We start from the raw sequence: 17,186 nt of genomic DNA, 5'->3' as shown, positions 1-17,186 counted from the left end.
CTGCTGGCTCGTTACGGTAATCCGGTTGCCAGTCGAAGGGCGGCGGGCGCGCACGATCTAGGCGGTCCCGCGACACCCTACCGAGTGCTCAGTCGTCCTTGCCCTTGCTGCGCATGGCGCGCTGCACTTCGCGGTCGGCGTCGCGTTCCTTCTCGACGTGGCGCTTGTCGAAGTCCTTCTTGCCCTTGGCCAGGGCGATCTCGCACTTGACCAGGTGCTGCTTCCAGTACAGCGACAGCGCCACGCAGGTGTAGCCCTTCTGCTGCACCGAGCCGAACAGCTTGTCCAGCTCGCGCTTGTTCAGCAGCAGCTTGCGGGTACGGGTCGGGTCGGCGATGACGTGGGTGCTGGCGGTCTGCAGCGGGGTGATGTGCGCCCCCATCAGCCAGGCCTCGTCGTCCTTGAGCAGCACGTAGCTGTCCACCAGCTGCGCCTTGCCGGCGCGCAGGCTTTTCACTTCCCAGCCGGACAGCACCAGGCCGGCCTCGAACTTGTGTTCGATGAAGTAGTCGTGCAGCGCCTTCTTGTTCAGCGCGATGGTGCCTTGGGGATGTTTCTTTTGCTTAGCCATAGGGCGCGCATTATAGGGAGTCGCCAACGCCTGCGCCATGGGCGTAATCGGCGCCGAACTTGAGCCCATGCGGCGAATCTCCGACAATGCGCGATCTTTTTCCCGCAGCATGGGTTTGGCCGCATATGGCGAACGACAAAGTCTCGATTCACGGCGCCTGGGCCAGTCGCTGGGTGTTCATCCTGGCGGCCACCGGCTCGGCGGTCGGCCTCGGCAATATCTGGAAGTTTCCCTATATGACCGGGGTCTACGGCGGCGGGGCCTTCGTCGTCATGTACCTGTTCTGCATCGCCCTGGTCGGCGTGCCGATCATGCTGGCCGAGACCCTGATCGGCCGCCGCGGCCGGCAGAGCCCGGTCAACGCCATGAAGAGCCTGGCCGTCGAGGCCGGCGCCGCGAAGCACTGGTCGCTGGCGGCGCTGATGGGCATGGTCGCCGCGCTGCTGATCCTGTCGTTCTACAGCGTGGTGGCCGGCTGGTCGCTGGACTACATCCTGGGCATGGGCCGCGGCGATTTTACCGGGGTCACGGCCGACGGCGCCGGCGCCGCCTTTGGTGGCCTGACCGGCGATCCCTGGCGCCTGACCCTGTGGCACAGCCTGTTCATGCTGCTGACTGCCGTGGTCATCGCCAAGGGCGTGGTCGCCGGCCTGGAGCGCAGCCTGCGCATCATGATGCCGCTGCTGTTCGTCCTGCTGCTGGTGCTGCTGGGTTACAGCTTCACCACCGGACACTTCTGGCAGGGCTTCGATTTCCTCTTCCATTTCGATCCGAGCAAGGTGCAGGACGGCATCCTCGCCGCCATGGGCCACGCCTTCTTCACCCTCAGCGTCGGCGTCGGTTCGATCATGGTCTACGGCGCCTACATGCCGAAGCGGGCCTCGATCGGTGCCACGGTGCTCACCGTCGGCCTGCTCGACACCCTGGTGGCGCTGACCGCGGGGCTGGCGCTGTTTCCCATCGTCTTCGCCGCCGGCCTGGAGCCGGGCGGCGGTCCGGGCCTGATGTTCGTCACCCTGCCCATTGCCTTCGGCAATATCGCCTTCGGCCAGGTCATGGGGCTGATCTTCTTCGTGCTGGTGGCAGTGGCGGCCTGGAGTTCGTCGATCTCCATGCTCGAGCCGGCGGTGGCCTACTTCGTCGAGAAAACCGGGCGCAGTCGTGCCAAGGTAACCGCCGTGCTGGCGCTGCTGTGCTGGCTGGTGGGCATGGGCACCGTGCTGTCGTTCAACCTGTGGGCCGAGGCCAAGTTCTTCGTCTTCGCCGCTGACGGTTTCCACCTGCTTCAGTGGGGCGCCGAGGGCGGCAAGACCTTCTTCGACAGCATCGACTACCTCACCAGCCGCATCCTGCTGCCGCTGGGCGGGCTGTCCTTCGCCCTGTTCGCCGGCTGGGTGCTGAGCCGCGATGCGGTGCGCGAGGAGTTGGCGATCAGCAGCCCGCTGCTGTTCAATCTGGCCCTCTGGCTGATTCGCGTGGTGGCGCCGATCGGCGTGCTGATCGTCTTTGTCGCGGAGCTGAGCAAATAAATGACCACGCTCATCCAACGCTCGGCGCTGCTGCCCTATCCGGCGCAGGCGCTGTTCGACCTGGTCAACGACGTGGCCAGCTATCCCGAGTTCCTGCCCTGGTGCCGCGCCAGCCAGGTGCTGGAGGTCAGCGAGGTCCATATGCTGGCCAGCCTGGAGGTGGCCAAGGGCAGCCTCAGCCAGCGCTTCGTCACCCGCAACACGCTGCAGCCCGGGCAGCGCATCGAGATGAACCTGCAGGAGGGCCCGTTCACCCGCCTGCACGGCGTGTGGGAGTTCAAGGCGCTCGGCGACAAGGCCTGCAAGATCAGCCTGGACCTCTCCTTCGACTATGCCGGCCCGCTGGTGCGCGCTACCCTGGGGCCTCTGTTCAACCAGGCGAGCAACACCCTGGTCGACGCCTTCTGCCAAAGGGCCAAGCAGTTGTATGGATAAGCGCAACATCGCCATCGAAGTGGTCTACGCCCTGGCCGACAAGCAGAAGCTGTTGCGCCTGTCGGTGCCGGCCGGCACCACGGTGCGCGAGGCGGCGCTGGCCTCGGGCATGCAGCAGCATTTTCCCGGCCTGGACCTGCAGCAGGCGCCGCTGGGCATCTTCGGCAAGGCGGTGGCCAAGCCCGAGGAGCGGGTGCTGGAAGAGGGCGAACGGGTGGAAATCTACCGGCCGCTGATCGCCGACCCCAAGGAAGTGCGCAAACAGCGTGCGGCCAAGGCCAAGGCGAAAGACGACGAGTCGAGCTGAGCGCCAGACATGAAAAAGCCCGGATCGCTCCGAGCTTTTTCATGTCTGGGTGTTACTGCGGGTCGGTATCCAGCGGCTCCGGTACCGGTACCGGCACGGTCTCCACCTGATCCACCTCGCGCTGGATCTGTTCCAGCAGCGAGCCCGGTGCGGGCGGGGTGTCATCCTGTTGCTGCGGCTGGGCTTGCGGGGTGGTCACGCCGCTGTCCTCGCCGAGAATCGCCTGGTCGCGGCTGACGCCGGGCATGAAGTCGCCGGCCAGGCCGACCAGTTGATCGTTGCCGTCGAACACCAGGCTGACGCGCTCCTGCAGGCGCTGAGTGCCACCCGGCTGGATGCTGTAGAGATAGTCCCAGCGGTCGGCGTGGAAGGTGTCGGTGATCAGCGGGTTGCCCATGATAAACCGCACTTGGCGTCGGGTCATTCCCGGGCGCAGCTGGTCTATCATGTCCTGTGTCACGACATTGCCCTGTTGGATGTCGATCTTGTAAACCCCGGGGAATGAACAACCGGCGAGTGCGAAGAGCCCGGTCAGCGACAGGCTGGTCAGCAAGAGCTTGGTTTTTTGCATCGGAGGGTGACTTCCACTATCTTGGGCAACTTGAACCCCGGATCATACCCGTATTGAAGGGTGCTGCGAAGCAGCATCCATGAGAAAGCAGACCATGGTTGAAAATAGCGAACTGCGCAAAGCTGGACTGAAAGTGACTCTGCCGCGGGTGAAAATCCTGCAGATGCTGGACAACGCCGAGCACCGTCACATGAGTGCGGAAGACGTCTACAAGGCGCTGATGGAAGCCGGCGAAGACGTCGGCCTGGCCACCGTGTACCGCGTGCTGACCCAGTTCGAGGCGGCCGGCCTGGTGGTGCGCCACAACTTTGACGGCGGTCACGCGGTGTTCGAGTTGGCCGACAGCGGCCACCACGACCATATGGTCTGCGTGGATTCCGGCGAGGTGATCGAGTTCTTCGATCCAGAGATCGAGAAGCGCCAGAAGGAGATCGTCAAGGAGCACGGTTTCGAGCTGGTGGATCACAATCTGGTGCTGTACGTGCGCAAGAAGAGCTGATGCTTCTGCTGCGATAAGAAAGGCGACCCTCGGGTCGCCTTTTTAGTTTTGCGTTTTATCGTAGCCCGGATGCAATCCGGGAAAACGCTGTCCGGCATCCCCGGATTTCATCCGGGCTACGATTTCGTGGGCCTAGGCAGCCTGCGCCTTGCTCACCATCTTGCGCGCGTGGGCCAGGGATTCCTTGGTCAGATCGACGCCGCCGAGCATGCGCGCGATTTCCTCGATACGGCCGTCGTTGTCCAGCTTGCTCACCGCCGTGGCAGTGGCGTCCTCGTCGCGGCGCTTGTGCACGAACAGGTGCTGATGGCCCTGCGCGGCCACCTGCGGCAGGTGGGTGACGCACAGCACCTGGCCGCGTTCGCCGAGGCGGCGCAGCAACTGGCCGACCACTTCGGCGGTGGGGCCGCCGATGCCGACGTCCACTTCGTCGAACACCAGGGTCGGCACGCGCGAGGTCTGCGCGGTGATCACCTGGATCGCCAGGCTGATGCGCGACAGTTCGCCGCCCGAGGCCACCTTGGCCAACGCACGCAGCGGCTGGCCGGGATTGGCGCTGACCAGGAACTCCACGTTTTCCAGGCCGCCGGCCTGCGGCTCGTCGCTGTCCAGCAGTTGCAGCTGGATGCTGAAACGCCCGCCGGGCATGCCCAGCGCCTGCATCTCCTGCTCCACCGCGGCGCTCAGGCGTGCGGCGGCCTGGGCGCGCAGTTTGCTGAGTTCTTCGGCCTTTTCCCGGTAGTGGCGGGCGTAGGCGGCCAGTTCCTCGGCCAGGCGCTCGCCGGCTTGGTCGTCGGCATTCAGCCCTTCCAGCTCCTCGAACAGCTGCTGTTGCAGGCTGGCCAGTTCGGTGGGTTGGATGCGGTGCTTGCGCGCCAGGGTATAGATGCTGTCCAGGCGCTCCTCGAGATACTGCTGGCGCTCGGGGTCGGCGTCGAAGTGATCGAGGAAGCGGTTCAGCTCGCCGACGGCTTCTTCCACCTGGATCTGCGCGCTGGCCAGCAGGTTGCTGGCTTCGCCGAGGGCGCCGCCCTGGCCGGCGAAGCCGCCGAGACGATTGAGGCTGGCGGTCAGCGCCGACAGCACGTTGCCGGCATCGCTCTCGCTGCACAGCTCGAGCACCTGGCGGCAGGCGCCGAGCAGGGCTTCGGCATTGCTCAGGGCCTTGTGCTCCTGTTCCAGCTGTTCCAGTTCGTGCTCGCCCAGGGCCAGGTTGTCCAGTTCTTCCAGCTGGTAGCTGAGCAATTGATGGCGCGCGCGTTGCTCGTCGCCCTGGCTGGAAACGCGCTGCAGCTCGTTGCGCGTCTGCTTCCAGCGCTGCGCGGCCAGTTGCACCTGGCGCGCCAGCTCCTGGCTGGCGGCGTATTCGTCGAGCAGGCGGCGATGGGTGTCGGTCTTCAGCAGCGACTGGTGCTCGTGCTGGCTGTGGATATCGATCAGCAGCTCGCCGAGGGCCTTGAGGTCGCCCTGCGGACAGGGTGAGCCGTTGATATAGCCACGCGAGCGGCCCTCGGCGGTGATCACCCGGCGCAGGATGCACGGGCCGTCGTGGTCCAGGTCGCGTTCGGCGAGCCAGGCGCGGGCTTCGGCAATGTCCGTCAGGTCGAAGCTGGCGAGGATGTCGGCCTTGTCCGCGCCGGGGCGCACCACGCCGCTGTCGGCGCGGTCGCCCAGGCACAGGCCGAGGGCGTCGAGCATGATCGACTTGCCGGCGCCGGTCTCGCCGCTGATGGCGCTCATGCCGCGGTCCAGTTCGAGGTCGAGGTGGTCGACGATGGCGTAGTTGTGAATGGACAGGTGCACCAGCATGGCGAACGCTCCCGAAGTAAAGTCTGGTTATTTATACAGTGTTTTTTCTTTTCCTGGCAATCCTCGCTATCGCCCCTTGAAAGTTGGGGATTTGGCTCCATATAGGCGGGCAGGTGCGCGAGTCGAGTTCGCGCCGGTTTATTCGAGAGGAGAGAGGCATGGCTGACGAACAGACCCTGGATACGCAGAACCCCGAGGCGCAAGCGGTAGATGCGGCTGCGGGCGACGACCTGGCTGCTCGCGTGCAAACGCTGGAAGAGCAACTGGCCGCTGCGCAGGATCAGTCGCTGCGCATGGCTGCCGACCTGCAGAACGTGCGCCGCCGCGCCGAGCAGGATGTGGAGAAGGCGCACAAGTTCGCCCTGGAAAAATTCGCCAACGACCTGCTGCCGGTGGTCGATAGCCTGGAGCGCGGCCTGGAGCTGTCCAGCCCGGACGACGAGGCGATCAAGGCGGTGCGCGAAGGCATGCAGCTGACCCTCAAGCTGTTCCACGACACCCTGGCGCGCTACCAGCTGGAGGCCGTAGACCCGCACGGTGCGCCGTTCAACCCGGAACACCACCAGGCCATGGCCATGGAGGAGAGCATCCACGCCGAGCCCAACTCGGTGCTCAAGGTGTTCCAGAAGGGTTATCTGCTCAACGGTCGCCTGCTGCGTCCGGCGATGGTCGTGGTCAGCAAGGCGCCGCAGACGCCGCCGCCGTCCATCGACGAGCAGGCTTGAAATTTCTGCGGGCGACCCCATTTTTCAGTCAAGCGTTTTAGTGCTACCGCCGCCCAGCCAACGAGGCGACGGGTAATCAAAGTTTCGGGAGAACATTCATGGGCAAAATCATCGGTATCGACCTGGGGACCACTAACTCCTGCGTCTCCATTCTGGAAAACGGCAACGTCAAGGTGATCGAGAACGCCGAAGGCGCGCGCACCACGCCGTCGATCATCGCCTACGCCAACGATGGCGAGATCCTCGTCGGCCAGTCGGCCAAGCGCCAGGCGGTGACCAACCCGCACAACACCCTGTACGCGGTGAAGCGTCTGATCGGCCGTCGCTTCGACGAAGAAGTGGTGCAGAAAGACATCCAGATGGTGCCGTACAAGATCGTCAAGGCCGACAACAACGACGCCTGGGTCGAGGTCAACGGCCAGAAGATGGCGCCGCCGCAGATCAGCGCCGAAGTGCTGAAGAAGATGAAGAAGACCGCCGAGGACTACCTGGGCGAGCCGGTCACCGAGGCCGTCATCACGGTTCCCGCGTATTTCAACGACAGCCAGCGCCAGGCCACCAAGGATGCCGGCCGCATCGCCGGTCTCGACGTCAAGCGCATCATCAACGAGCCGACCGCGGCGGCGCTGGCCTACGGCATGGACAAGGCCAAGGGCGACCACACCGTGATCGTCTACGACCTGGGCGGCGGCACCTTCGACGTGTCGGTGATCGAGATCGCCGAAGTCGACGGCGAGCACCAGTTCGAGGTGCTGGCCACCAACGGCGACACCTTCCTCGGTGGCGAGGACTTCGACATCCGCCTGATCGACTACCTGGTCGACGAGTTCAAGAAAGAAACCGGCATGAACCTCAAGGGCGACCCGCTGGCCATGCAGCGCCTGAAGGAAGCCGCGGAGAAGGCCAAGATCGAGCTGTCCTCCAGTCAGTCGACCGACGTCAACCTGCCGTATATCACCGCCGATGCCACAGGGCCCAAGCACCTCAACGTGAAGATCTCCCGCGCCAAGCTGGAGTCGCTGGTCGAGGACCTGGTGCAGCGCACCATCGAGCCGTGCCGCATCGCGCTGAAGGACGCCGGCATCGACGTGGCCAAGATCGACGACGTGATCCTGGTCGGCGGTCAGACCCGCATGCCGCTGGTGCAGAAGACCGTCGCCGAGTTCTTCGGCAAGGAAGCGCGCAAGGACGTCAACCCGGACGAAGCCGTGGCCATGGGCGCCGCCATTCAGGGCGCGGTACTGGCCGGCGACGTCAAGGACGTGCTGCTGCTCGACGTCAGCCCGTTGACCCTGGGTATCGAGACCATGGGCGGGGTGATGACCGCGCTGATCGAGAAGAACACCACCATCCCGACCAAGAAGTCGCAGGTGTTCTCCACCGCCGACGACAACCAGAGCGCCGTGACCATCCACGTGCTGCAGGGCGAGCGCAAGCAGGCTGGCCAGAACAAGTCGCTGGGCAAGTTCGACCTGGCCGAGATTCCGCCGGCGCCGCGCGGCGTGCCGCAGATCGAGGTGACCTTCGACATCGACGCCAACGGCATCCTCCACGTGTCCGCCAAGGACAAGGCCACCGGCAAGCAGCAGTCCATCGTGATCAAGGCCAACTCCGGCCTGTCCGAGGACGAGATCGAGCAGATGATCCGCGACGCCGAGGCCAACGCCGAGGAAGACCGCAAGTTCGAGGAGCTGGCCACCGCGCGCAACCAGGGCGACCAACTGGTGCACGCCACCCGCAAGATGCTCAGCGAGGCCGGCGACAAGGCCAGTGCCGATGAGAAGGCCGCCATCGAGAAGGCCATCGGCGATCTGGAAGCCGCGCTCAAGGGCGACGACAAGGCCGCCATCGAAGCCAAGATGAACGCCCTGTCCGAGGCCACCACGCCGCTGGCGCAGAAGATGTACGCCGAGCAGCCGCAGGCCGGCGCCGCCCAGCCGGGTGAAGGCGATGCCAAAGGCGCCGCCGACGACGTGGTCGACGCCGAGTTCGAAGAGGTCAAGGAGAACAAGTAAGGGTCGCGGTTCGCACGCGAACCGCCCCTGCTTTCGCTCCACCGTCGCCTGGCGACGGGCAGGATTCGCCGCGCGGGAGCCCTCTCCCGCGTCGGCGTATCTGGAGCTCACGAATCTGAGAGTGCAGCACGACTATGGCAAAACGAGACTATTACGAAGTCCTGGGTGTGGAGCGCGGCGCCAGCGAGGCCGAGCTGAAGAAGGCCTATCGGCGCCTGGCGATGAAGTTCCACCCGGACCGCAACCCGGACGACAAGGGCGCCGAGGAGAAATTCAAGGAGGCCAACGAGGCCTACGAAGTGCTCTCCGACGCCGGCAAGCGTTCGGCCTATGACCAGTACGGTCATGCCGGCGTCGACCCGCAGATGGGCGGCGGTGGCGGTGCCGGTTTCGGCGGCGCCAACTTCTCCGACATCTTCGGCGACGTGTTCAGCGACTTCTTCGGCGGCGCCCGCGGCGGTTCGCGCGGCGGTGCCCAGCGCGGCTCGGATCTGCGCTACACCCTGGAGCTGGACCTGGAAGAGGCGGTGCGCGGCACTACCGTGACCATTCGTGTGCCGACCCTGGTCGGTTGCAAGACCTGCGATGGCTCGGGCGCGAAGAAGGGCACCAGTCCGGTGACCTGTACCACCTGCGGCGGTATCGGCCAGGTGCGCATGCAGCAAGGCTTCTTCTCCGTACAGCAGACCTGTCCGCGCTGCCACGGCAGCGGCAAGATGATCAGCGACCCCTGCGGCAGCTGCCACGGCCAGGGTCGGGTGGAAGAGAGCAAGACCCTGTCGGTCAAGGTGCCGCCGGGCGTCGACACCGGTGACCGCATCCGCCTGTCCGGCGAGGGCGAGGCGGGTTCCCATGGCGGGCCGGCCGGCGACCTCTACGTGGTGGTCAACGTGCGCGAGCACGCGATCTTCCAGCGCGACGGCAAGCACCTGTACTGCGAAGTGCCGATCAGCTTCGCCGACGCGGCATTGGGCGGTGAGCTGGAGGTGCCGACCCTGGACGGCCGGGTCAAGCTGAAGATCCCCGAGGGTACCCAGACCGGCAAGCTGTTCCGCCTGCGCGGCAAGGGCGTGGCGCCGGTGCGCGGCGGTGCGGCGGGCGACCTGATGTGCCGGGTGGCGGTGGAAACCCCGGTCAACCTGAACAAGCGCCAGCGCGAGCTGCTCGACGAGTTCCGCAAGTCGCTGCAGGGCGACGACTCCCACTCGCCCAAGGCCAGTGGCTGGTTCGAAGGCGTCAAGCGCTTCTTCGGCGACGTATAAAACAGCCGCAAGCTGCAAGCCACAAGCCGCAAGAGGCTTGGCTTGCAGCTTGAGGCCCGCAGCTTGGAGCTGATGCTATGCAACGTATCGCAGTGATGGGCGCCGCCGGGCGCATGGGCAAGACCCTGATCGAAGCCGTGCGCCAGGCCGAGGGCGCGCAGCTGACCGCCGCCATCGACCGCGCCGACAGCAGCCTGATCGGCGCCGACGCCGGCGAATTGGTGGGGCTGGGCAAGATTGGTGTGACCCTGGCGGGTGACCTTAATACCGTGATCGACGATTTCGATGTGTTGATCGACTTCACTCACCCGTCGGTGACCCTGAAGAACCTGGCGGTCTGCCGTCAGGCGGGCAAGGCCATGGTCATCGGCACCACGGGCTTCACCCCAGAAGAGAAGCAGCAGCTCAGCGAGGCGGCCAAGCAAATCCCCATCGTCTTCGCCGCCAACTTCAGCGTCGGCGTCAACCTCTGCCTGAAGCTGCTGGATACCGCCGCCCGCGTGCTGGGCGATGATGTCGATATCGAGATCATCGAGGCCCACCACCGGCACAAGGTCGACGCGCCGTCCGGCACCGCGCTGCGCATGGGCGAAGTGGTGGCCGATGCCCTCGGTCGCGACCTGCAGAAGGTGGCGGTCTACGGTCGCGAAGGCCAGACCGGTGCGCGGGCACGCGAGACCATCGGCTTCGCCACCGTGCGTGCCGGCGACGTGGTCGGCGACCACACCGTGCTGTTCGCCGCCGACGGCGAGCGGGTGGAGATCACCCACAAGGCCTCCAGTCGCATGACCTTCGCCAAGGGCGCGGTGCGTTCGGCGCTGTGGCTGCAAGGCCGTGCGCCGGCCCTGTACGACATGCAGGACGTGCTGGGGCTGCGCTGAGGCGAAAGTGTGACCGGGGCGTCTTATCGGGTGGACCGAAAAAGGGTTTTCCTGTAAGCTTCCCGCTTTAGTGTGTCCACTAAAAGTTACGCAGAAATGGCTCTGATAAAAAAGCGGGATGACCTTCACACGTCATCCCGCTTTTTTACAATCTGCGTTTGCTTCAAGCCTTGATCGAGACGGAGGTCTTCTTGACTAAGCCAGCCCCTAAACCCGCCATTCTGGCCCTCGCTGACGGCAGCATCTTTCGCGGCGAATCCATCGGGGCCGATGGCCAGACCATCGGAGAGGTGGTGTTCAACACCGCCATGACCGGCTATCAGGAAATCCTCACCGATCCTTCCTATGCCCAGCAGATCGTCACCCTGACCTACCCGCATATCGGCAACACCGGCACCACGCCGGAGGACGCCGAGTCCAACCGCGTCTGGGCCGCCGGCCTGATCATCCGCGATCTGCCGCTGATCTCCAGCAACTGGCGCGACAAGCAGCCGCTGGACGAGTACCTCAAGGAAAACGGCACCGTCGCCATCGCCGGCATCGACACCCGCCGCCTGACCCGCATCCTGCGCGAGAAGGGCTCGCAGAACGGCTGCATCCTGGTGGGCGAAGGCGCCACCGAGGAGAAGGCGCTGGAACTGGCGCGCAGCTTCCCCGGCCTCAAGGGCATGGACCTGGCCAAGGTGGTCAGCTGCGAGCAGCCCTACGAGTGGCGCTCCAGCGTGTGGAACCTGGACAGCGACAGCCATCCGGAAATCGCCGCGGCCGAGCTGCCCTATCACGTGGTCGCCTACGACTACGGCGTCAAGCTGAACATCCTGCGCATGCTGGTCGCCCGCGGCTGCCGCCTGACCGTGGTGCCGGCGCAGACCCCGGCCAGTCAAGTGCTGGCGCTGAACCCGGACGGCGTGTTCCTCTCCAACGGCCCCGGCGACCCCGAGCCGTGCGACTATGCCGTCGCCGCGATCAAGGAAATCCTCGAGACCGAGATTCCGGTGTTCGGCATCTGCCTCGGCCACCAGCTGCTGGCCCTGGCCTCCGGCGCCAAGACCCTGAAGATGGGCCACGGCCACCACGGCGCCAACCACCCGGTGCAGGACCTGGATTCCGGCGTGGTGATGATCACCAGCCAGAACCACGGTTTCGCCGTGGACGAGAACAGCCTGCCGGGCAACCTGCGGCCGATCCACAAGTCGCTGTTCGACGGCACCCTGCAGGGCATCGAGCGTACCGACAAGGTGGCGTTCAGCTTCCAGGGCCACCCGGAAGCCAGCCCCGGCCCGCACGACGTGGCCCCGCTGTTCGACCGCTTCATCTCCGCCATGGCGGCCCGTCGCTGATCGCTGAGTCCAGGAATTCGAGAGTTACCCCATGCCAAAACGTACAGATATCAAAAGCATCCTGATCCTCGGCGCCGGCCCCATCGTTATCGGCCAGGCCTGCGAGTTCGACTACTCCGGTGCCCAAGCGTGCAAGGCGCTGAAGGAAGAAGGTTTTCGCGTCATCCTGGTGAACTCCAACCCGGCCACCATCATGACCGACCCGTCGATGGCCGACGCCACCTACATCGAGCCGATCAAGTGGGCCACCGTGGCCAAGATCATCGAGAAGGAGCGCCCGGACGCGCTGCTGCCGACCATGGGCGGCCAGACCGCGCTGAACTGCGCCCTGGACCTGGAGCGCCACGGCGTGCTGGAGAAGTTCGGCGTCGAGATGATCGGTGCCAACGCCGACACCATCGACAAGGCCGAAGACCGCTCGCGCTTCGACAAGGCGATGAAGGACATCGGCCTGGCCTGCCCGCGCTCGGGTATCGCCCACAGCATGGAAGAAGCCTACGGCGTGCTGGAGATGGTGGGCTTCCCCTGCATCATCCGCCCGAGCTTCACCATGGGCGGCACCGGCGGCGGTATCGCCTACAACCGCGAGGAATTCGAGGAAATCTGCGCCCGTGGTCTGGATCTGTCGCCGACCAACGAGCTGCTGATCGACGAATCGCTGATCGGCTGGAAGGAATACGAGATGGAGGTGGTCCGCGACAAGAAGGACAACTGCATCATCGTCTGCTCCATCGAGAACTTCGACCCGATGGGCGTGCACACCGGCGACTCGATCACCGTGGCGCCGGCGCAGACCCTGACCGACAAGGAATACCAGATCATGCGCAACGCCTCGCTGGCGGTGCTGCGCGAGATCGGCGTGGAAACCGGCGGCTCCAACGTGCAGTTCGGCATCTGCCCGAACACCGGGCGCATGGTGGTGATCGAGATGAACCCGCGCGTGTCGCGCTCCTCGGCGCTGGCCTCCAAGGCCACCGGCTTCCCGATCGCCAAGATCGCCGCCAAGCTGGCCGTCGGTTACACCCTCGACGAGCTGTCCAACGACATCACCGGCGGGCGCACCCCGGCGTCGTTCGAACCGGCTATCGACTACGTCGTGACCAAGGTGCCGCGCTTCGCCTTCGAGAAATTCCCCAAGGCCGACGCCCGTCTGACCACTCAGATGAAGTCGGTGGGCGAAGTCATGGCCATCGGCCGTACCTTCCAGGAATCGGTGCAGAAGGCCCTGCGCGGCCTGGAAGTGGGCGTCGCCGGCTTCGACCCGAAGCTCGATCTGAACGATCCGGAAGCCGAGAGCACCCTGCGCCGCGAGCTGACCGTGCCCAGCGCCGACCGTATCTGGTACGTGGCCGACGCCTTCCGGGCCGGCAAGACCATCGCCGAGGTGTTCGAGCTGACCCGCATCGACGAATGGTTCCTGGTGCAGATCGAGGACCTGGTCAAGGACGAGGAGAAGGTCAAGACCCTCGGCCTGTCCGCCATCGACTTTGAGCTGATGTTCAAGCTCAAGCGCAAGGGCTTCTCCGACGCCCGTCTGGCCAAGCTGCTCGGCGTCTCCGAGAAGAGCCTGCGTGCCCATCGCCACAAGCTGAAAGTGCTGCCGGTGTACAAGCGCGTGGACACCTGCGCCGCCGAGTTCGCCACCGACACCGCCTACATGTACTCGACCTACGAGGAAGAGTGCGAAGCCGCGCCGTCGACCCGCGACAAGATCATGATCCTCGGTGGCGGCCCCAACCGCATCGGTCAGGGCATCGAGTTCGACTACTGCTGCGTGCACGCGGCGCTGGCCATGCGTGAAGACGGTTACGAGACCATCATGGTCAACTGCAACCCGGAAACCGTGTCCACCGACTACGACACCTCCGACCGCCTGTACTTCGAGCCGGTGACCCTGGAGGACGTGCTGGAGATCGTCCGCGTCGAGCAGCCGAAAGGCGTCATCGTGCAGTACGGCGGGCAGACCCCGCTGAAGATCTGCCGCGCCCTGGAAGAGGCCGGCGTGCCGATCATCGGCACCAGCCCCGAGGCCATCGACCGCGCCGAAGACCGCGAGCGCTTCCAGCAGATGGTCCAGCGCCTGGGCCTGCGCCAGCCGGCCAACGCCACCGCGCGCAGCGAAGACGAGGCCCTGGCCCTGTCCAAGGGCATCGGTTACCCGATGGTGGTGCGTCCGTCCTACGTACTGGGCGGCCGGGCGATGGAAATCGTCTACCAGGAAGAAGAACTCAAGCGCTATATGCGCGAAGCGGTGAAAGTCTCCAACGACAGCCCGGTGCTGCTGGATCGCTTCCTCAACTGCGCCATCGAGGTGGACGTGGATGCGGTGTGCGACGGCGAGACCGTGGTGATCGGCGCGATCATGCAGCATATCGAACAGGCTGGTGTGCACTCCGGTGACTCCGCCTGTTCGCTTCCGCCTTACTCGCTGCCGGCGCATATCCAGGACGAGATCCGCGAGCAGGTCAAGAAGATGGCCCTGGAGCTCGGCGTGGTCGGCCTGATGAACGTGCAGATGGCCGTGCAGGGCGAGGACATCTACGTCATCGAGGTCAACCCGCGCGCCTCGCGGACCGTGCCGTTCGTCTCCAAGTGCGTCGGCGAGTCGCTGGCCAAGGTGGCCGCCCGGGTCATGGCCGGCAAGAGCCTGGCCGAGGTCGGCTACACCAAGGAAATCATCCCGCCCTTCTTCAGCGTCAAGGAAGCGGTGTTCCCCTTCGCCAAGTTCCCCGGCGTCGACCCGATCCTCGGCCCGGAAATGAAATCCACCGGTGAGGTGATGGGCGTCGGCGACAGCTTCGGCGAAGCCTTCGCCAAGGCCCAGCTGGGCGCCAGCGAGATCCTGCCGAACTCCGGCTGCGCCTTTATCAGCGTGCGCGAGGACGACAAGCCGGAAGCCGTGCAGGTCGCCCGCGATCTGGTGGCGCTGGGCTTCGAGGTGGTCGCCACCGCCGGCACCGCCAAGGTGATCGAGGCCGCCGGGCTGCCGGTGCGTCGGGTCAACAAGGTGACCGAAGGTCGTCCGCACGTGGTCGACATGATCAAGAACGACGAAGTCACCCTGATCATCAACACCACCGAGGGGCGTCAGTCCATCGCTGACTCCTACTCGATCCGTCGTAACGCTCTGCAGCACAAGATCTACTGCACCACCACCATCGCGGCGGGGCAGGCGGTCTGCGAGGCGCTCAAGTTCGGTTCCGAGAAGACCGTGCGCCGGCTGCAGGATCTGCATGCAGGAATCAAGGCATGAACAAGTACCCCATGACCGTCCAGGGCGCGCGCGCCCTGGAAGAGGAACTGGCGCACCTGACCAAGGTGCTGCGTCCGCAGCTCAGCCAGGCCATCGGCGAGGCGCGCGAGCTGGGCGACCTCAAGGAAAACGCCGAGTACCATGCCGCGCGCGAGCAGCAGGGCATGGTCGAGGCGCGTATCCGTGACATCGAAGGCCGCCTGCAGAATGCGGTGATCATCGACGTCACCAGCATCGCCCACACCGGCAAGGTGATCTTCGGCACCACGGTGGAAATCGCCAACGTCGAGACCGACGAAAGCGTGACCTACCAGATCGTCGGCGAGGACGAGGCCGACATCAAGCAGGGCAAGATCTCCGTCGGCTCGCCCATCGCCCGCGCCCTGGTGGGCAAGGAAGAGGGCGACGTGGTGACGGTGCAGACGCCCAGTGGCCTGATCGAGTACGAGATTGTCGAAGTCCGCCACCTATAAGCTGAGCCAGCCGTCGCGGGCCGGCGCCGTCAGCTGGCAGCTGGCCCAGACGCTGTGGGTCGGCGGCCTGTGGTTGCTGCAGTTCGTCATCCTGCCGGCCATCGGCCAGCTCGGCCTGGCGCCGCTGCTGGTCGAGGAGATCGCCACGCGGCTGGTGCCGCTGCTGGTGGGGATGACTGCCGTTTGCGTCGGCGTGCAGGTGGTGGCGCTGCTGCGCGGCGAGGGGCTGGTCAGCCTCTGGCGCGACTTGCGCGGTCAGCTGCTGCTGACCGTGGCGGTCATGGCGCTGAGTTATGGCGTGGTGCTGCGCTACTGGCCGGAGGCCGGGCAGTGGCTACGCTTCAGCTACCTGGTGATGGCATTCTGCGGGCTGCTGCTGGTGCTGCAGCCCGTGCCGGGGCAAACGCGCGGGGCTTGATGGCGCGGCTTAGCCCTGGTGGCGAATGACGTTGGACAGGTTGCGGTTCGGCTTGGGGTTCTTGCGATAGAGCAGGGCCATCTTGCCGATCACCTGCACCAGTTCGGCCCGGCCGCTCTGGCACAGCGCCTCGATGGCGGCCAGGCGGTCTTCGCGCTCGGCGACGCGCAGCTGCACCTTGATCAGTTCGTGATCGTTCAGGGCGCGCTCCAGTTCGGCCAGCACGCCTTCGGTCAAACCGTTGTCGGCCACGATCAATACAGGTTTCAGGTGGTGGCCGATAGATTTGAACTGTTTCTTCTGCTCTTGAGTGAGCGGCATAATCTGACCCCTAAGTTCGGTCTGGAAAAACGGCGCCTATCTTACCCGAGCCGGCGCGGTTATTCATGACCCGTTAAATCCGAGGTTTTGCGTGGCCCGTTCCAAGACCAGCCAGCGTTGGCTGAAAGAACATTTCGACGATCCCTACGTGAAGATGGCGCAGAAGGACGGCTATCGTTCGCGCGCCAGCTACAAGCTGCTGGAGATCCAGGACAAGGACCGCATCCTGCGCCCGGGCATGACCGTGGTCGACCTGGGCGCCGCACCGGGCGGCTGGTCGCAGGTGACCAGTCGGGTGATCGGCGACAAAGGCCGGCTGATCGCCTCCGATATCCTGGAGATGGACGCCATTCCCGACGTTGCCTTCATCCAGGGCGACTTCACCGACGATGCGGTGTTCGCGCGGATTCTCGACGCCATCGGGGAAAACCCGGTGGACCTTGTGATTTCCGACATGGCCCCCAATATGAGTGGGGTGAGAACCGCCGATCAGGCGCGCGCCATGTACCTGTGCGAGCTGGCGCTGGATCTGGCCGGGCGCGTGCTGCGTCCGGGCGGCGATTTTCTGATCAAGATTTTCCAGGGCGAAGGTTTCGACGCCTATCACAAGCAGGTGCGCGAGACGTTCGACAAGGTGCAGATGCGCAAGCCGCTGTCGTCGCGCGATCGCTCCCGCGAGCAGTACCTGCTGGCCCGCGGATTTCGCGGGGTCTAGGGTGAAACCGGCGCGCCCGGAGCGGGTCTCAATGTTAGAGACCTCATAAAGGGTTACAGACG

General features: G+C 65.1%; 17 protein-coding genes. 13 read left to right on the top strand and 4 right to left on the bottom strand.

Going from position 1 to position 17,186, the window contains the following annotated elements; translation table 11 throughout:
- Positions 1 to 88: 88 nt before the first annotated feature.
- Positions 89 to 571 (bottom strand): SsrA-binding protein SmpB, encoded by a 483-nt coding sequence (smpB, locus tag ACIGKL_RS09030; RefSeq protein WP_021444625.1) that lies wholly within the window; start codon positions 569 to 571, stop codon positions 89 to 91.
- Between the two features lie 125 nt (positions 572 to 696).
- On the opposite strand from smpB, the gene ACIGKL_RS09025 reads away from it, so the two are divergent.
- The 3 genes from ACIGKL_RS09025 to ACIGKL_RS09015 are packed head-to-tail and all read left to right on the top strand — an operon-like array spanning position 697 to position 2,842.
- On the top strand, positions 697 to 2,100 hold the full coding sequence (locus ACIGKL_RS09025; protein WP_397486330.1) for a sodium-dependent transporter: 1,404 nt from the start codon (positions 697 to 699) through the stop codon (positions 2,098 to 2,100).
- Positions 2,101 to 2,535: a type II toxin-antitoxin system RatA family toxin gene (locus ACIGKL_RS09020; protein ID WP_397486329.1), complete on the top strand. Its 435-nt coding sequence runs from the start codon at positions 2,101 to 2,103 to the stop codon at positions 2,533 to 2,535.
- Positions 2,528 to 2,842: an RnfH family protein gene (locus ACIGKL_RS09015; protein ID WP_397486328.1), complete on the top strand. Its 315-nt coding sequence runs from the start codon at positions 2,528 to 2,530 to the stop codon at positions 2,840 to 2,842. Before ACIGKL_RS09020 ends, ACIGKL_RS09015 begins: the two co-directional genes overlap by 8 nt.
- Before the next feature lie 52 nt (positions 2,843 to 2,894).
- Here the strand turns inward: ACIGKL_RS09015 and ACIGKL_RS09010 are convergent, their stop codons facing one another.
- Positions 2,895 to 3,413, bottom strand: a complete 519-nt coding sequence (locus tag ACIGKL_RS09010) for an outer membrane protein assembly factor BamE (RefSeq protein ID WP_021444621.1) — start codon at positions 3,411 to 3,413, stop codon at positions 2,895 to 2,897.
- Positions 3,414 to 3,507: 94 nt separating this feature from the next.
- Between ACIGKL_RS09010 and fur the strand changes: the two genes are divergently transcribed.
- Positions 3,508 to 3,912, top strand: a complete 405-nt coding sequence (fur, locus tag ACIGKL_RS09005) for a ferric iron uptake transcriptional regulator (RefSeq protein ID WP_397486849.1) — start codon at positions 3,508 to 3,510, stop codon at positions 3,910 to 3,912.
- Positions 3,913 to 4,044: 132 nt separating this feature from the next.
- On the opposite strand, the gene recN is transcribed toward fur, so the two are convergent.
- Positions 4,045 to 5,721, bottom strand: a complete 1,677-nt coding sequence (gene recN / locus ACIGKL_RS09000) for a DNA repair protein RecN (RefSeq protein ID WP_397486327.1) — start codon at positions 5,719 to 5,721, stop codon at positions 4,045 to 4,047.
- Between the two features lie 158 nt (positions 5,722 to 5,879).
- Between recN and grpE the strand changes: the two genes are divergently transcribed.
- From grpE to ACIGKL_RS08960, 8 genes are all read left to right on the top strand, one after another.
- The gene (grpE, locus tag ACIGKL_RS08995) at positions 5,880 to 6,446 is read left to right on the top strand and encodes a nucleotide exchange factor GrpE (protein ID WP_397486326.1); all 567 of its coding nucleotides are present in this window, start codon (positions 5,880 to 5,882) and stop codon (positions 6,444 to 6,446) included.
- 98 nt (positions 6,447 to 6,544) lie between these two features.
- Positions 6,545 to 8,461 carry a molecular chaperone DnaK gene (gene dnaK, locus ACIGKL_RS08990; protein ID WP_397486325.1) on the top strand — a complete coding sequence of 639 codons (1,917 nt, stop codon included), beginning with the start codon at positions 6,545 to 6,547 and terminating at the stop codon, positions 8,459 to 8,461.
- A 134-nt stretch (positions 8,462 to 8,595) separates the two neighbouring features.
- Complete coding sequence (gene dnaJ, locus ACIGKL_RS08985) at positions 8,596 to 9,723, top strand: molecular chaperone DnaJ (protein ID WP_397486324.1); 1,128 nt, start codon at positions 8,596 to 8,598, stop codon at positions 9,721 to 9,723.
- 77 nt (positions 9,724 to 9,800) lie between these two features.
- Positions 9,801 to 10,604, top strand: a complete 804-nt coding sequence (dapB, locus tag ACIGKL_RS08980) for a 4-hydroxy-tetrahydrodipicolinate reductase (protein ID WP_397486323.1) — start codon at positions 9,801 to 9,803, stop codon at positions 10,602 to 10,604.
- A gap of 191 nt (positions 10,605 to 10,795) precedes the next feature.
- The gene (carA, locus tag ACIGKL_RS08975; RefSeq protein ID WP_397486322.1) at positions 10,796 to 11,944 is read left to right on the top strand and encodes a glutamine-hydrolyzing carbamoyl-phosphate synthase small subunit; all 1,149 of its coding nucleotides are present in this window, start codon (positions 10,796 to 10,798) and stop codon (positions 11,942 to 11,944) included.
- 31 nt (positions 11,945 to 11,975) lie between these two features.
- On the top strand, positions 11,976 to 15,197 hold the full coding sequence (gene carB / locus ACIGKL_RS08970) for a carbamoyl-phosphate synthase large subunit (protein ID WP_397486321.1): 3,222 nt from the start codon (positions 11,976 to 11,978) through the stop codon (positions 15,195 to 15,197).
- Complete coding sequence (gene greA, locus ACIGKL_RS08965; RefSeq protein WP_021444612.1) at positions 15,194 to 15,670, top strand: transcription elongation factor GreA; 477 nt, start codon at positions 15,194 to 15,196, stop codon at positions 15,668 to 15,670. Before carB ends, greA begins: the two co-directional genes overlap by 4 nt.
- Positions 15,648 to 16,088, top strand: a complete 441-nt coding sequence (locus ACIGKL_RS08960) for a DUF4149 domain-containing protein (RefSeq protein ID WP_397486320.1) — start codon at positions 15,648 to 15,650, stop codon at positions 16,086 to 16,088. Before greA ends, ACIGKL_RS08960 begins: the two co-directional genes overlap by 23 nt.
- 9 nt (positions 16,089 to 16,097) lie before the next feature.
- Here ACIGKL_RS08960 and yhbY read toward each other — a convergent pair whose 3' ends face one another.
- Positions 16,098 to 16,409: a ribosome assembly RNA-binding protein YhbY gene (yhbY, locus tag ACIGKL_RS08955; protein ID WP_031303274.1), complete on the bottom strand. Its 312-nt coding sequence runs from the start codon at positions 16,407 to 16,409 to the stop codon at positions 16,098 to 16,100.
- A 91-nt stretch (positions 16,410 to 16,500) separates the two neighbouring features.
- On the opposite strand from yhbY, the gene rlmE reads away from it, so the two are divergent.
- Positions 16,501 to 17,124 carry a 23S rRNA (uridine(2552)-2'-O)-methyltransferase RlmE gene (rlmE, locus tag ACIGKL_RS08950; protein WP_397486319.1) on the top strand — a complete coding sequence of 208 codons (624 nt, stop codon included), beginning with the start codon at positions 16,501 to 16,503 and terminating at the stop codon, positions 17,122 to 17,124.
- Positions 17,125 to 17,186: the final 62 nt, after the last annotated feature.

This window comes from Pseudomonas sp. NPDC077186, assembly GCF_044543505.1.
GTDB lineage: Bacteria > Pseudomonadota > Gammaproteobacteria > Pseudomonadales > Pseudomonadaceae > Aquipseudomonas.
This window is presented reverse-complemented; position numbering and strand designations above follow the sequence as displayed.

Excerpts from the sequence above, each read along its gene's own strand:
- yhbY (WP_031303274.1), bottom strand. The coding sequence starts at position 16,409 with ATGCCGCTCACTCAAGAGCAGAAGAAACAGTTCAAATCTATCGGCCAC.
- fur (WP_397486849.1), top strand. The coding sequence starts at position 3,508 with ATGGTTGAAAATAGCGAACTGCGCAAAGCTGGACTGAAAGTGACTCTG.
- dnaJ (WP_397486324.1), top strand. The coding sequence starts at position 8,596 with ATGGCAAAACGAGACTATTACGAAGTCCTGGGTGTGGAGCGCGGCGCC.
- ACIGKL_RS09020 (WP_397486329.1), top strand. The coding sequence starts at position 2,101 with ATGACCACGCTCATCCAACGCTCGGCGCTGCTGCCCTATCCGGCGCAG.
- ACIGKL_RS09015 (WP_397486328.1), top strand. The coding sequence starts at position 2,528 with ATGGATAAGCGCAACATCGCCATCGAAGTGGTCTACGCCCTGGCCGAC.
- ACIGKL_RS09025 (WP_397486330.1), top strand. The coding sequence starts at position 697 with ATGGCGAACGACAAAGTCTCGATTCACGGCGCCTGGGCCAGTCGCTGG.
- dnaK (WP_397486325.1), top strand. The coding sequence starts at position 6,545 with ATGGGCAAAATCATCGGTATCGACCTGGGGACCACTAACTCCTGCGTC.
- dapB (WP_397486323.1), top strand. The coding sequence starts at position 9,801 with ATGCAACGTATCGCAGTGATGGGCGCCGCCGGGCGCATGGGCAAGACC.
- smpB (WP_021444625.1), bottom strand. The coding sequence starts at position 571 with ATGGCTAAGCAAAAGAAACATCCCCAAGGCACCATCGCGCTGAACAAG.
- recN (WP_397486327.1), bottom strand. The coding sequence starts at position 5,721 with ATGCTGGTGCACCTGTCCATTCACAACTACGCCATCGTCGACCACCTC.
- greA (WP_021444612.1), top strand. The coding sequence starts at position 15,194 with ATGAACAAGTACCCCATGACCGTCCAGGGCGCGCGCGCCCTGGAAGAG.
- grpE (WP_397486326.1), top strand. The coding sequence starts at position 5,880 with ATGGCTGACGAACAGACCCTGGATACGCAGAACCCCGAGGCGCAAGCG.
- carB (WP_397486321.1), top strand. The coding sequence starts at position 11,976 with ATGCCAAAACGTACAGATATCAAAAGCATCCTGATCCTCGGCGCCGGC.
- ACIGKL_RS09010 (WP_021444621.1), bottom strand. The coding sequence starts at position 3,413 with ATGCAAAAAACCAAGCTCTTGCTGACCAGCCTGTCGCTGACCGGGCTC.